Origin of the sequence: Leyella lascolaii, assembly GCF_900079775.1 — a bacterium.
GTDB lineage: Bacteria > Bacteroidota > Bacteroidia > Bacteroidales > Bacteroidaceae > Prevotella > Prevotella lascolaii.
Genome location: NZ_LT556050.1, coordinates 1 through 14,572, shown reverse-complemented (window position 1 = coordinate 14,572; position 14,572 = coordinate 1). Strand labels below are relative to the sequence as shown.

The following is a 14,572-nucleotide window of genomic DNA, read 5'->3' as shown; positions in this document are numbered from 1 at the left end:
ATTCTATTCTAATATACCAAGTGCCTTCCTGAGATTGATTTGGCTTAGTTTGACATCTATTTCTGCATCTATCTTTTGTGACTGTGCCTGAAGCCAGGCTGTCTGTGCTTCCATCACATCCGTGGTCTGCATCACGCCTTCTTTAAAGCCGAGGTTCGCGCTGCGAAGGTTTTCCTCAGCGCTTATTATGTTCTTGTTTGCCATGGTGAGACGGCGGTTTGCCTCGTCTATCTTGAATTTGCTCTGGCTTACCTGAAGCTCTACCTTCTCCTGAGCCTCATTCAGTTCCAGTCTGGCAATGCTTGTCGCAATCTTGCTCGACTTGACTTTGTATTCGCTTTCAAACCAGTTCCATACGGGTATTCTTACAATCACGCCCACATTCCATACACCGGAGAACTTGTTTTCAAATCCGTTGTATATGTTGGGGTTTGTGGTTGTATATCCTGCGGTAAGGGCTACCTGAGGAAGATATGCGGCTCTTGTTATCTTTGTAGACTGTTCACTGATGCCTACAGCGTTCTCGAGCATTTTCAGTTCCGGTCGGTTGCTTATTGCGGTCTGTACGTCAGCGTCTTGCTGAATGTTCTCCGTTATGATGTTGTCCTTGCTTTCATCTTCAAGGGTAATATCACTGTCGAGAGGCAGTCCGCACAGCTGGCACAGATACATCTTGGCAAGTGACAGTCCGTTGTCAACCTGCGTGACTGTCATCTCAGCCTCGTTCACCTTCACGTTCACCCTCAGTCCGTCTGCCCTTGTTGCCACTCCTTCACGTATCATCTTGGCTACATCGTCGTCAAGTTTGCGTACAAGGTCAAGATAACTGTGTGAAAGCTTCTGCTTGTGTTTTAATGATACGACAGTCCAATAGGCAAGGTCTATGTCGTATATTGTGTTTTGTCTTGTTGCTTCCGCGCCGTTTCTGGTAAGCTCCTCGTTTATTTTTGCCATCCTGTTAGCGGCAATTATGCCGCCACCCATGTATATGGGCTGTTTCAGCATGACGGAAGCCATGAACATGTTTCTCGTGTCTGTCTCAAAGGCGTCTACTATCTTATGCCCTGCATGATTCAGAACTTCTCCCATTGACGAGCCGAAGTGTGATATGAAATTGCCGAGATGACTTGCCTGTTCGGGTGTTATGATGCCCTGTTGCGTGAGGCTTGAGATGATGGGCGTCACTTCATTGCCAATCATTCCGTTCGCCTTATTGCCGATGTTGTTCAGTCCCGACTTCTGCTCATCGCTCAAAAGTGATATCTCCTTGCTTGTATATTCATATCCTCCAAGTACGTCTATTTTGGGAAGATACTTCGTCCTGACCGCCTTTCTGGTGTTTCTTGCAACTTCCTGTTTCAGTCTTGATATGCTGAGCTGTTTGTTGTTGCGGATTGCCATGGCTCTGCAGCTGTCAAGACTGAGCAGTTGTTGTGCGGAAGCGGACGACGCAATGCATAGGAATAATAATATGTTGGATAATCTTACCATTTATTTGAATGTAAAGCTTCTTGAACCAATCATGTTTCCATCGGCAAATATGCTTACCTGATATGTGCCTTCAACGAGTGTCTGTGTCACGTCCCAGTAGGTAGTGAGCGCAAGTTCCTGCCCGCCGTATTCAACGGTCTTCTTCATTGTACAGTTGAGGCTGCGGTTCTCGTAAGCAAAAGAGCCTGCGTTACCGAGCAATGCGCCGGTAGGTGATGTTATCCTTACATAGAATGTTTTCATACCGCTTTGAGCAGTCACATTCTTGGTTACGGTGAAGTTTACTTGTATTGTTTTACATTTCTTTATCTTCTTTGTGGACTTCCCACGCTTGGTGTTGAGAGTCATGGTGATGCCGGTAGCGTCGAGCTGTGCCGCAATCGCCACCTTCTCAGACAATGAGGCTTTTTCCGAACTGAGGCCTTCTATCTGTCTGGTAGCCTCGGTGTACTGGCTTTTCACCCTTGAGTTCTCTTCCATCAGGTTCTGGTTCAACCTGTTCAAAGAGTCTATCTCCAGCACGTAACTGCGCAAAACGGCTCTTACGGTGGCAAGTTCTTTCTTCAGACGAGCTATTTCTCTGGCATCGCTGCTTTTCACTTGCCTGAGTTCTTCAAGCAGTCTCTGGGTCTTTTCCTGTTCAGCCGTGAGTTGTGCGACGATTGAGTCGTTGCTTATTTGCGTCTTCATCTCACTGTACTGGTTGGCAAACTGCATGTACTCGTTTTCCATTTCCTTCTTGTCAAGTTCGGCAAGTTCGAGCATGGCTTTGTTTTCCTGCTTCTGCTTCTGAAGTGTTATTACGAGATATGCGATGCTTCCCAAAAGTACTGTTCCGGCTATTGTTATTATTATCCAGGTCTTCTTGTTCATGTAAGTATGTTCTTTTGTTTTGCTGTTGAGAAATGTTTTGCAAATTTATGCCTTTTATCTTAAATGCGCAACAAAATTCATCTTGCATTTCTTAATATATCTAAAAAGATGCGATTTGCCGAAAAACAGGAGAGCGTATGCGTGATTCAAGCCCTTGTCTGCCCTTAAATCTCATCCTGATTTTGTGCTTGTTTCAGAACGGACCATTTCCTTTTCAGTCGAAGTCGTATCCGATTGAATCTGGCAAAAGCGGAAAACAGTATTGCCGCAGCTGTGGGGAAAAGGGTGAATGAAAGGTTTCGAAATGAATAAAATCGCTTTTACGGTCTGGTGACATATTACGTTCAAAACTCGGACGGAAATGAGTATGTCTGGCATTTGTGTTTTCATGACGTTGCAGTTTCATGCATTCCGCGTTTTTCTATAATGGAGTTTGTTTGTCTTAAAAGGCGTTTTCTGCTTTTATTTTCTAAAAAAACAACAGTGCAAATAAATATAAATGACATATATATTGTATATTTGCACAAGTACGAATATGTGTTTATGAAAGACATGCAACATTGTTTTTTCTTTAATAACATTTATGAATAAGTTCTTATATAAAGTTTTTGACCTGTATTACGACGGCTTCAGAAACATGAGAGTCGGACGTACTTTATGGCTTGTCATTCTGATAAAGCTGTTCATAATATTTGTCATACTCAAGCTGTTTTTCTTTCCTGACTTTATCGGAGAGCACTCCACTCCTGGTGGGGAGGCTGAATATGTTTCGGGACAGCTTACCGGCAGATGAGCGTAACGGATTATAATCAATCACAAACAATTTAAAACAATAAAGCTTATGTACAATCTATTAATGTCTGTAGATCCTTTTGCAATAGACTGGTCGAGGGCACAGTTTGCGCTGACAGCCATATACCACTGGCTGTTCGTGCCGCTGACACTGGGGCTTGCCGTTGTGATGGGAATCATGGAAACGTGCTATTACCGCACGAAAAATGTTTTCTGGAAGGACGTGGCGAAGTTCTGGCAGCGTCTTTTCGGTATAAATTTCGCAATGGGTGTTGCCACCGGAATCATCCTTGAGTTCGAGTTCGGCACAAACTGGAGTAATTATTCATGGTTTGTAGGTGACATTTTCGGCGCGCCTCTGGCTATAGAGGGAATAGTGGCTTTCTTCCTTGAGAGCACATTTGTCGCCGTTATGTTCTTCGGATGGAAAAAGGTGTCGCCCGGTTTCCATCTTGCCTCCACGTGGCTTACCGGAGTAGGAGCCACGCTGTCAGCCTGGTGGATTCTTGTGGCAAACGCATGGATGCAGTATCCTGTAGGATGTGAGTTCAATCCTGACACCGTACGGAATGAGATGACAAGCTTCGCCGACGTGGCGTTGTCACCGTTTGCCATAGACAAATTCTTCCATACGGTCATTTCATCATGGATAGTCGGAGCGGTGTTTGTCGTTGCTGTGAGCAGTTGGTATCTTATAAAGAAGCGCGACCAGAGACTTGCCAGGGAAAGCATGAAGATTGGTGCGGTGTTCGGTCTGGTGGCATCGCTGCTTGCCGCGTTTACCGGCGACCTCTCGGCGGTCAAGGTTGCAAAAGTGCAGCCGATGAAGCTGGCTGCCATGGAGGCACTATACGACGGTGGAAACGGAGTGAGCCTAACCGCCTTTGCGGCTGTAAATCCGTTCAGGCAGCCTGACTATGCCGCAGGAGGCGAGCCGCCTCTCCGCATAGGCATACCATACGGACTTTCCATTCTCGCCACGCACGACCCGCAGGGATTTGTCCCCGGGGTGAACGACATACTCAACGGATATGTCCGTCCGGACGGAACACGAGAGCTGTCGGCTGAGGAAAAGATGGAGAAAGGCCGCATCGCGATAAACACTCTCGCACGATATCGTGAGCGCAAGGCTGCAAATGCCGACAGCAGTGAGCTTGCCGGACTTAACGACACGCTGCAGGCAAACATGCCGTATTTCGGTTATGGATATATCAAAGACAAGGCGGAACTCGTGCCGTACATACCTTTGTGTTTCTATGCCTTCCGTGTAATGGTGGGTCTGGGGGCATATTTCATACTTCTTTTTGCTGTCATAATATTCCTGCTCTACAAACGTGACATACAGAAATACGGCTACCTGCTGTGGCTCGGAGTCCTGTCATTGCCGCTTGCATACATTGCCAGTGAGGCGGGATGGATAGTGGCGGAAATGGGACGGCAGCCTTGGGCGATACAGGATCTGCTGCCTACGTGTGCGGCTGTGTCCGACATAAGCGCCGGTTCGGTGGCTGTCACATTCTTCATATTCCTCGCCCTGTTCACCACGCTGCTCGCTGTAGAGGTAAACATACTCTGCAAACAGATAAAGAAAGGTCCGGAATACACCGCCAATTGAGCACTTTGTATATTCCGCAGGTCATGATCTGATTAGCAGACTTGTTTTCAGAGACTTGCGGAAGCGGTGACATAAAACGTTAAACATTAAACAAATGAAAATTATGACATACGAATTTTTGCAACATTATTGGTGGCTCGTTGTGTCGCTTCTCGGTGCGCTGCTTGTCTTTCTCATGTTTGTACAGGGAGCAAACTCCATGATATTCAGTCTGGGACGTACTGAAGAGGAACAGCGCATGGTTGTGAACAGCACCGGCCGCAAGTGGGAACTTACGTTCACAACCCTTGTAACGTTCGGTGGAGCGTTCTTCGCTTCGTTCCCGTTGTTCTACAGCACCAGTTTCGGCGGAGCCTACTGGCTGTGGATGCTCATTCTTTTCTCGTTCGTGCTTCAGGCAGTGAGTTATGAGTTTCAGAACAAACTGGGCAATCTGCTCGGCACACGCACGTTCAGATGGTTTCTCGTAGCTAATGGCATTCTCGGTCCGTTGCTTCTCGGAGGAGCCGTGGCGACATTCTTCAACGGTTCCAACTTCATTGTCGACAAGAACAACATTGCCGGTGGCTTACAGCCTGTCATAAGCCGTTGGGCAAACAGCAGCGGAGGACTGGATGCTCTGCTCGATGTCTGGAATCTTGTGTTGGGCTTCGCCGTGTTCTTCCTTGCCCGTGTGCTCGGCACTTTGTATGTAAGGAATAATGTGAATGATGAGAACATCCGCAACCGTTGTGGCGTGAGGCTTTTGGGTGCTGCGGTGCCGTTCCTGATACTTTTCGTGGCGTTTGTCCTGCATGTCCTGCTGAAAGACGGTTATGCCTACGATGCCGCGACAGGTGAGATAAGCATTGTGCCGGGTAAGTATCTTGACAACATGCTTACCATGTGGTATGTATTCGCGGTCTTTGTAGCAGGTGTGGCGCTTGTGCTTTACGCCATAGCAAAATCCGTATTGGACAAGACATATATCAAGGGCATCTGGCCCGCCGGTATAGGCGTGGTTCTGACAGTGTTGGCTCTGCTGCTGTGCGCTGGCTGGAATGGCACTGCGTATTATCCGTCCAATGCCGACCTGCAGAGCTCGCTGACCATCGCCAACAGCTCCAGCAGCGAGTTCACGCTGTCGGTCATGGCAGTGGTATCGCTTCTCGTGCCGTTTGTCCTGGCATATATCGCATATGTATGGCGTGCCATGGACAGAAAGAAGATTGACAAGGCAGAGCTCGGTACAGACGAGATGTATTGACAACTGATTATGATTCTGGTATGAAATACGGATATGTCATGTGTAAAAACAGGAGTATACGAATGCTGAGACAGATATTATTATGTATAGTAATGTTGTCAGCCGGAATTCCGGCATTAGGGCAGGACACTCTGCGTCATGAGGTTCTGCTTCAGACCAACAAGGGAAACATACGCATATCCCTATACAACGAGACACCGCTCCATCGCGACAACTTCCTTAAGAATGTGCGTGAGGGATGGTATGACGGACTGTTGTTCCACCGGGTCATAAGCAATTTCATGATTCAGACGGGCGATACGGCAAGCCGGCATGCCGAGCCGGGACAGCTGTTAGGGGAGACTTCTGAGACATACACCGTGCCGGCAGAGTTCCGCTGTCCGCAGATTTACCACAAGCGTGGTGCGGTGGCTGCCGCCCGTGAGGGCGATGCCGACAATCCTGAGCGCAGCTCTTCTATGAGCCAGTTCTACATTGTCTATGGCATACGCTACAATGACGCCATGCTCGACAAGACCCAGCAGAAGCTCGATGTCGCGACCGACGGCAAGGTGAGGCTTACGCCTGAGATACGTGAGACATACCGTACGCTCGGCGGAACACCTCATCTGGACGGACAATATACGGTATTCGGTGAGGTGACTGAGGGTATGGACGTGGTGGAGAGCATACAGGGCGTGCAGACCGACTCGAACGCGCGGCCCTTGGAAGATATAAGAATAGAGAATGCGACGGTCGTGAAATGACCTCCATAATGATTTTTTATATCTGAAAATCAGGTAAAGACATACCTCCTTTTTATTATATCAAGCCTTCCGGTGACAGTTTACAACTTGTTTTCGGAAGGCTTTTTTCATTCCGGTACGCATCAATATTCATCCGTATGTCGTGCTGCCTGCGTTGTGGCAAGGCTCCTGTTTTGTAGATGATGAAGCGCGATTTATGTATAAAATAGGATTCGACCCGGCTATGCCAAAGCAGGGAAGTCACAGTCTTTCGTCTTTGTCGCAGCTCTTGCCTTTCACTATATTTGTATAATATAGGATTCGGCTCGGCAACATCAATCCCGGTAAAACGTTGTTTTCCCGTCTTGCTGCTGCTCTCGCCTTTCACTATTTTTGTATAAAAGCTGCGCGATTAATATATAAGAAACGTGACTCTGGGCAGTTGCGCAATCGCTGATGGTTAATCGGAATCTTACGGTCATGTTTTAATCCAATGTTTGTCATTATAAATACTCTGGTTAACCATGAATCCGCATTAAGCCTCATTCGCGTCAGGTTCCGTTGTCATGCCGACTGGATGCTGCTTTTACCGCTGACGCAGCGGGATATACAGATAAAAAGCAGAAAACAGAATGTCGGCTGGAGTGATGGATATGGGTGAAGTGCGGATAGCATAATGCAGATGTATTGTTATCGTTCAGATTTCCGGTTCGGGTTAAATGAAAATACGTCATTATACCGCCAATGCATGTTTTTCCACATAATTGTCAGCTGTTCATCACTCTTCCGCACCGCTGACACTATCTTGCTTGCCGCTTTTTCATGATATAGCGCGCTGCATCTTAGACAAAACTGGAAACCAATCTGCACGTCAGAAACATGAATATGGATGAAGTCTGATAATATGTTTGGGTTAAAATGATGTAAAAAAGTTTGCCAATTCTTCTGTTGCCATTAATTTTGCACCCATGAAACCATGGTTCTTTATATTTTTCATTCTCCCTCTTCTGGGATTCGCTTACGTAGTGTGGCATGTCTGGCAGATATTGCCTCTTCCTCCGGCGTGGAAATATGCTGCGGTCACGGTGATGTCGCTGCCGGTACTTTGCCTTTTTTCCCATTTCCTTATCGGTCCGGACCAGTTGCCGCTGGCAGCCGGAAGAGTAGTCTATGAAGTGGGCACGTCATCGCTTTTCGTGCTTCTCTATCTTGTCATGATATTCATTCTTCTCGATGTCGGACGGCTTTTGAGACTTGTGCCTCAGTCACTTCTTCATCACAGCGTTGCCGGAAGCGCGGGCATTCTGGTGTTTGTATGCGTGCTTTTCATTTATGCCAACATCAATTATCGCGACAAGCAGATGCGCACTATGGAACTGCGCGCCGCACAGCCGTTGTCGTCTCCGTTGAGAATAGTGATGCTGAGCGATATGCACATCGGCTATCATAACAATGCAAAAGAGCTTGAGAGGTGGGTGGAGATGATAAACGCGTCGTCGCCTGACGTAGTGCTCATTGCCGGAGACATCATCGACGGCAGTATGAAGCCGTTGCGCGAAGAAAACATGGCTGCCGTTTTCAGACGCATAAAGGCACCTGTGTATGCCTGTCCGGGTAATCATGAGTATTATGCCGGCATTGCCGGCGCTAAGGAGTTTTTCCGTGAGGCTGGCGTCACATTGCTGTGTGACAGCAGCGTTGTCATAGGAGGCGAACTCACGGTCATAGGCCGCGACGACCGCTCGCAGGCTGGACGGAAGAGCGTGGCGCGGCTTGTGGCTGAGTCGCCTAAGACAAAATACACAATATTGCTCGACCACCAGCCTTATCATCTTGACAGAAGCGTGCGTGCCGGAGTGGATTTCCAGCTCAGCGGACATACTCATTACGGACAGGTATGGCCCATAAACTGGATAGAGGACGCGCTTTACGAGAATGCGTATGGGGCGATGCGTAAGGGCAAAACAGACTTTTATGTGAGCAGCGGTATGGGCATCTGGGGCGGGAAGTTCCGCATCGGCACAAGTTCGGAGTATGTGGTTGCGGTGTTGAGATAGTTGTCCGGAGCGACGTGTTTTATGTGGTGTCTGCCCGTGACGGTGTGCCGTAAGGATGTGTACGCTAACTGTCATGACGCTTTATTACAAATCCCGTCTGGCAGCATCCGTAATTTTCGCTGCCGCAATTCATACATGTCTATTATTTTATGGAAAATGCTGCGGACTGAACAGGTAAAAAACTGAAAACAAGATTGCGGCGGCAGTGTGTGGTATGGGGCGGGAAAAGGAATGTGTATGTGGTTTTTGTGTATATCGGATGAATGGTTACGGATTAACCTGGACTGTAATCATGCTTCATACGTATCTCGTATTGATGTCCGTCAAACAGTTTTTTTCTTTTATCGAAGACAATGCGGATTGCACCGGGAAAAACCGGACGACAAGATGGCACAGACTGTACGGAGGGTTGACAAAATGCAGATAATCATGCGAAAAAGATGGCTATGACTGTCCTGATGACAGATTACGGTTTAACCCGAATCGTCATTAGACTTCTATTCTTATTTTGTACTGTTGTCAGCCGGATTGTATTCTGCTTTATCGGAGATGTAGCGCGCTACACCGGGAAAAAGTTTAATGCAAGCTGATGGCAGCATTGCGGAAGAATGATGAAGGGCTGACAATAAGCCTTAAATGTGCAATCAGCGTTCCAATGATCTATTTGGGCTTAACTGTTTTTAAGTTAAATACATGTCACATTTTACGTGCCGGATAATCAGCGTTACGGGATTAAGAGTGTGTCTGAATGTCTTTCACGGTGTTATAAAAAGGAACTTGTATTGCGTTTCGGCTATAGTTTTAATGCGGAAAGGGCTTTTTTGCCATTCCATAAAGCATGTTTCATGCGGTGGTATAGCCTTTATTGCAATGCTGAAAAGGCTTTTTCGCATCATAAAAAAGGCTTTCCTGTGACTGGATTGATATGTCATTAAAATTCCGTTAAGGCTCAACGTGCTGATTGTCAGTCTTATTGCAGAGTTTGTGAAAATTGTGCCACAATTGTGATGTCGTCGTTTTTCTTCATCGTAATAAGTTTTTATAGCACCTTATTTTAACATATCTCTGTTTTTACACATCGTATTTCGCATAATGGCATTTGTTCTTTGCTGAATACAAACGCTGCCGGATGTTGTTCCGGCAGGTGTGTATGCAATGTTCTTTCAGAGTTTATAGTCTTTTGCCAGTCCCCCTTCGCTTGTCTCTTTGTATAGCGACGGTATGTCGTGTCCGGTCTGTTTCATCACCTCCACCACACGGTCGAATGACACACTGTGTTTTCCGTCAGAGTAGGCGGCGTACAGGTTGGCGTCGAGGGCGCGGGTCGCTGCGAAGGCGTTACGCTCTATGCATGGTATCTGCACGAGTCCGCACACAGGGTCGCAAGTCATCCCCAGATGGTGTTCCAAGCCCATTTCTGCGGCATATTCTATCTGTGACGGACTTCCTCCGAACAATTGGCATGCGGCTGCTGATGCCATTGCGCATGCCACGCCTACTTCTCCCTGGCATCCTACGTCCGCACCTGATATTGAAGCATTTGTCTTAACGACGTTGCCGAATATGCCGGCAGTGGCAAGGGCGTGCAGAATGCGCGTGTCGCTGAAGTTGTGACTGTTGGACAGGTGGTAGAGCACAGCAGGCATAACTCCGCACGAGCCGCACGTCGGAGCCGTGACTATGGTGCCTCCCGAAGCGTTCTCCTCGCTGACTGCAAGCGCATACGCATATACAAGACCGCGGGTCTGGAGCGATTGTTTGTAGCCTCTTGCCTTGACATAGTATGTGGGCGCCTTGCGGGGAATGTTAAGCGGACCGGGTAACGCGCCTTCATGGTCGAGTCCGCGTTCCACAGATTCTTTCATCATATTCCATACTTCCATAAGATAATCCCATATGTCGCTGTTCTCGTTTTCCTTGACATACTCCCAGTAGTTGCGTCCGTGAGTGTTGCACCAGTTCATTATCTCGCTAAGATAGTTTTTTTCGTAAACGTCTTCGTGTGAGTCCTGAAGCCATTTCGGAGTGTCGCCTTCAGACAGCGCGCCTCCTCCCACACTGTATACTGTCCATTCTCCGCAAAGATTGCCGCCTTCGTCATATGCCGAGAATTTCATGCCGTTAGGGTGGTAGGGCAGAAACACCGACGGTTGCCATATGATGTTCAGCCTGTCATCACCGCCGAACACCTCTTTTATAGCGGTGTCTGTCATGTGTCCGCGTCCTGTGGCGGCAAGGCTTCCATACAATACTACTTCTATCTTTTTCGCATCAGAATAGTGCTCGTTGAATATTTTTGCAGCCTTCTGCGGTCCCATAGTGTGACTGCTTGAAGGACCTTTTCCTATTCTGTACAGCTCTTTAAGTGATTCCATATACTATATAAATATGTGTTATATATATTATAATAATGTGTCATAAATGCTTTTGTCGGGCTTTTGTACGGCTCTGTTGTTATATGGGTGTTCATGTGTCCATACGCGCGACAGCCGTCCATGATAATCCATTACAAATATACACAGTTATGGCGATATGCGCAAATTAAGCCGAGGCTTTTTATCAGGGATTGCTCATCATGCTTAATCTGTATTTCGTACTGATGTCGTGCATGTCTGTTTCCGCTTTTGGGCGAGGATGTGTCGTGCTGCATCATGGAAAAGTGTAATAAAAAATGACGGCTGTAGTGTGCAGGACGGACGAAGTGGGGACATCTTGGCGTAATTTTATTAAATGCTTTCAATTATCGTATTTGGACTTGGCAGCTTTTTTTCGGTGCAAGAATGGGTCTAAAACTTGATTATAATCAATTATTCAATAAAAATTCATGAATATTTCAAAAAATATCCCGAAAGATTTGGATTAAATTGAAAAAGTGTATACCTTTGCATCCGCTTTCAGGAACGAAGTACTGAAGCGGGAAGAAAGAGTTCTTTGAAGAAGATTACATAAAAGACAGAGAAGTAGTACAATGAGCACGGTTCTCCTTGTCTCGTATGAGGGGAGCCAGAGGTAAACGAACCGTCAGATTCGTAAGAATATGATGTCAGGTGCTTTTTGAACCGAGAATACGGCGGTCCTGGACAGAGCAAACGATGCCTTCCGCTTCTGTTTATTCTTAAACGGAGGCTTGGGCAGTAAGATATTATACAATGTAGAGTTTGATCCTGGCTCAGGATGAACGCTAGCTACAGGCTTAACACATGCAAGTCGTGGGGCAGCATGGGAGATGCTTGCATTTCCYGATGGCGACCGGCGCACGGGTGAGTAACGCGTATCCAACCTGCCCTTCACTCCGGCACAGCCCGTCGAAAGACGGATTAATGCGGGATGCAGTCAGAAAGATGCATATTAATTTGACGAAAGGCYTTCGGGCCGGTGAGGGATGGGGATGCGTCCGATTAGCTTGACGGCGGGGTAACGGCCCACCGTGGCGACGATCGGTAGGGGTTCTGAGAGGAAGGTCCCCCACATTGGAACTGAGACACGGTCCAAACTCCTACGGGAGGCAGCAGTGAGGAATATTGGTCAATGGGCGAGAGCCTGAACCARCCAAGTAGCGTGCAGGAAGACGGCCCTATGGGTTGTAAACTGCTTTTGTGCGGGAATAAAGCGGGTCACGTGTGGCCCTTTGCATGTACCGTACGAATAAGGACCGGCTAATTCCGTGCCAGCAGCCGCGGTAATACGGAAGGTCCGGGCGTTATCCGGATTTATTGGGTTTAAAGGGAGCGTAGGCCGTCTCAAAAGCGTGTTGTGAAATGTCCGGGCTCAACCGGGGCCGTGCAGCGCGAACTGTGAGACTTGAGTGTGCGGAAGGTATGCGGAATTCGTGGTGTAGCGGTGAAATGCATAGATATCACGAAGAACTCCGATTGCGAAGGCAGCATGCCGCAGCATTACTGACGCTGATGCTCGAAGGTGCGGGTATCGAACAGGATTAGATACCCTGGTAGTCCGCACAGTAAACGATGGATGCCCGCTGTGAGCCTGTTTAATGGTTTGCGGCCAAGCGAAAGCGTTAAGCATCCCACCTGGGGAGTACGCCGGCAACGGTGAAACTCAAAGGAATTGACGGGGGCCCGCACAAGCGGAGGAACATGTGGTTTAATTCGATGATACGCGAGGAACCTTACCCGGGCTTGAATTGCAGGTGCATGGGGTGGAGACATCCCTTTCCTTCGGGACTCCTGTGAAGGTGCTGCATGGTTGTCGTCAGCTCGTGCCGTGAGGTGTCGGCTTAAGTGCCATAACGAGCGCAACCCCTCTCCGTAGTTGCCATCGGGTCAAGCCGGGCACTCTGCGGACACTGCCTCCGCAAGGAGTGAGGAAGGTGGGGATGACGTCAAATCAGCACGGCCCTTACGTCCGGGGCTACACACGTGTTACAATGGGGCATACAGAGAGCTGGGTGTACGCAAGTGCGCCCGAATCAAGAAAGTGCCTCTCAGTTCGGACTGGGGTCTGCAACCCGACCCCACGAAGCTGGATTCGCTAGTAATCGCGCATCAGCCATGGCGCGGTGAATACGTTCCCGGGCCTTGTACACACCGCCCGTCAAGCCATGAAAGCCGGGGGCGCCTGAAGTCCGTGACCGCGAGGGTCGGCCTAGGGTGAAACCGGTGATTGGGGCTAAGTCGTAACAAGGTAGCCGTACCGGAAGGTGCGGCTGGAACACCTCCTTTCTGGAGCGGACCGTCATGAAGTGTCCGGTTCAAGTCATGGAGCACGTTTGTTTCCCGCTCGTTGTACTCCGCTGTTCTTTTTCTGAGATATGACCCGTATCCGGTCATGTAGCGCGGAACTGCCTTTGAAGGGCTGAACAGTCCTATAGCTCAGTYGGTCAGAGCGCCACACTGATAATGTGGAGGTCGGCAGTTCAAGTCTGCCTGGGACTACACATCGCYTGTAACGTGGCGGTGGGGACGCCCGCGACAGCGCACAGAAGCGTCATGTGATTCATGAGGGTTTCCGGTCATCACCTTGCCTCAGACATGAGGGGGATTAGCTCAGCTGGCTAGAGCACCTGCTTTGCAAGCAGGGGGTCAACGGTTCGAATCCGTTATTCTCCACCAGGGACACACCTTATTCATATATATGGTTGTTGTCACGAAGATCTTTGACATATTGTACAAGCAAAACTGTAGTTAAGAAAACTCCGGTGCATACCGCGCCTTGAGCGCGTGTTGTGCCGCAGAACAGCTGAAAGTATGAGCCGCGCAGTCCCATGAGGGACGGCGTGAACGAGAAAGTAAATAAGGGCGCAGGGCGGATGCCTTGGCTCACGGAGGCGATGAAGGACGTGATAAGCTGCGATAAGCCGCGGTAAGGCGCAAATGGCCTGTGACCCGCGGATTTCCGAATGGGACAACCCGTCCGCTCGAACGGCGGACATCGCATCAATACGGTGCGAGGCTAACCGGGGGAACTGAAACATCTTAGTACCCCGAGGAAGAGAAAATAAATCAATGATTCCCCCAGTAGTGGCGAGCGACCGGGGAAGAGCCCAAACCGCCGCTGTCTTCGGGCAGGGGCGGGGTTGTAGGAACGYCATGATGGCATGTGATGACGAGCGGAACCGTCTGGAAAGACGGACCGCAGAAGGTGASAGTCCTGTATGCGAAGTCAGGGCATGYCAGGCGTACTCCTGAGTAACGCGGGACACGAGTAATCCTGCGCGAATCCGCCGGGCCCATCCGGCAAGGCTAAATACTCCCGTGAGACCGATAGTGTACCAGTACCGTGAGGGAAAGGTGAAAAGAACCCCGAGCAGGGG

8 protein-coding genes, 2 tRNA genes and 2 rRNA genes are annotated in these 14,572 nt (G+C 48.7%); 9 read left to right on the top strand and 3 right to left on the bottom strand.

Annotated elements, in window-relative coordinates; translation table 11 throughout:
• Positions 1-3: 3 nt before the first annotated feature.
• Both BN4609_RS12580 and BN4609_RS12575 read right to left on the bottom strand, forming a co-directional pair.
• Positions 4-1,491, bottom strand: coding sequence for a TolC family protein (locus tag BN4609_RS12580; protein ID WP_068857002.1), 1,488 nt, complete (start codon positions 1,489-1,491; stop codon positions 4-6).
• A complete protein-coding gene (locus BN4609_RS12575) occupies positions 1,492-2,364 on the bottom strand; it encodes a DUF8429 coiled-coil domain-containing protein (RefSeq protein ID WP_021994348.1) in 873 nt (290 codons plus the stop codon). It lies immediately after the preceding gene.
• Between the two features lie 583 nt (positions 2,365-2,947).
• Here BN4609_RS12575 and BN4609_RS12570 point away from each other — a divergent pair.
• From BN4609_RS12570 to BN4609_RS12550, 5 genes are all read left to right on the top strand, one after another.
• Positions 2,948-3,157, top strand: coding sequence for a DUF4492 domain-containing protein (locus BN4609_RS12570; protein WP_021994351.1), 210 nt, complete (start codon positions 2,948-2,950; stop codon positions 3,155-3,157).
• A gap of 48 nt (positions 3,158-3,205) precedes the next feature.
• Positions 3,206-4,771, top strand: coding sequence for a cytochrome ubiquinol oxidase subunit I (locus tag BN4609_RS12565; RefSeq protein ID WP_068857001.1), 1,566 nt, complete (start codon positions 3,206-3,208; stop codon positions 4,769-4,771).
• 103 nt (positions 4,772-4,874) lie between these two features.
• Positions 4,875-6,017: a cytochrome d ubiquinol oxidase subunit II gene (locus BN4609_RS12560; protein WP_068857000.1), complete on the top strand. Its 1,143-nt coding sequence runs from the start codon at positions 4,875-4,877 to the stop codon at positions 6,015-6,017.
• Between the two features lie 62 nt (positions 6,018-6,079).
• Positions 6,080-6,763 carry a peptidylprolyl isomerase gene (locus tag BN4609_RS12555; RefSeq protein ID WP_068857273.1) on the top strand — a complete coding sequence of 228 codons (684 nt, stop codon included), beginning with the start codon at positions 6,080-6,082 and terminating at the stop codon, positions 6,761-6,763.
• Between the two features lie 947 nt (positions 6,764-7,710).
• Positions 7,711-8,799 carry a metallophosphoesterase gene (locus BN4609_RS12550; RefSeq protein ID WP_068856999.1) on the top strand — a complete coding sequence of 363 codons (1,089 nt, stop codon included), beginning with the start codon at positions 7,711-7,713 and terminating at the stop codon, positions 8,797-8,799.
• Positions 8,800-9,962: 1,163 nt separating this feature from the next.
• On the opposite strand, the gene BN4609_RS12545 is transcribed toward BN4609_RS12550, so the two are convergent.
• Positions 9,963-11,174, bottom strand: coding sequence for an L-serine ammonia-lyase (locus tag BN4609_RS12545; protein ID WP_068856998.1), 1,212 nt, complete (start codon positions 11,172-11,174; stop codon positions 9,963-9,965).
• A 771-nt stretch (positions 11,175-11,945) separates the two neighbouring features.
• On the opposite strand from BN4609_RS12545, the gene BN4609_RS12540 reads away from it, so the two are divergent.
• The 4 genes from BN4609_RS12540 to BN4609_RS12525 form a co-directional block, all read left to right on the top strand.
• Positions 11,946-13,481, top strand: a 16S ribosomal RNA gene (locus tag BN4609_RS12540).
• A gap of 139 nt (positions 13,482-13,620) precedes the next feature.
• Positions 13,621-13,694 (top strand) — tRNA-Ile (locus tag BN4609_RS12535).
• A 100-nt stretch (positions 13,695-13,794) separates the two neighbouring features.
• A tRNA-Ala gene (locus BN4609_RS12530) sits at positions 13,795-13,871 on the top strand.
• A 170-nt stretch (positions 13,872-14,041) separates the two neighbouring features.
• Positions 14,042-14,572 (top strand): 23S ribosomal RNA (locus BN4609_RS12525); the annotation flags it as partial.

Excerpts from the sequence above, each read along its gene's own strand:
- BN4609_RS12580 (WP_068857002.1), bottom strand. The coding sequence starts at position 1,491 with ATGGTAAGATTATCCAACATATTATTATTCCTATGCATTGCGTCGTCC.
- BN4609_RS12545 (WP_068856998.1), bottom strand. The coding sequence starts at position 11,174 with ATGGAATCACTTAAAGAGCTGTACAGAATAGGAAAAGGTCCTTCAAGC.
- BN4609_RS12555 (WP_068857273.1), top strand. The coding sequence starts at position 6,080 with ATGCTGAGACAGATATTATTATGTATAGTAATGTTGTCAGCCGGAATT.
- BN4609_RS12565 (WP_068857001.1), top strand. The coding sequence starts at position 3,206 with ATGTACAATCTATTAATGTCTGTAGATCCTTTTGCAATAGACTGGTCG.
- BN4609_RS12550 (WP_068856999.1), top strand. The coding sequence starts at position 7,711 with ATGAAACCATGGTTCTTTATATTTTTCATTCTCCCTCTTCTGGGATTC.
- BN4609_RS12560 (WP_068857000.1), top strand. The coding sequence starts at position 4,875 with ATGACATACGAATTTTTGCAACATTATTGGTGGCTCGTTGTGTCGCTT.
- BN4609_RS12570 (WP_021994351.1), top strand. The coding sequence starts at position 2,948 with ATGAATAAGTTCTTATATAAAGTTTTTGACCTGTATTACGACGGCTTC.
- BN4609_RS12575 (WP_021994348.1), bottom strand. The coding sequence starts at position 2,364 with ATGAACAAGAAGACCTGGATAATAATAACAATAGCCGGAACAGTACTT.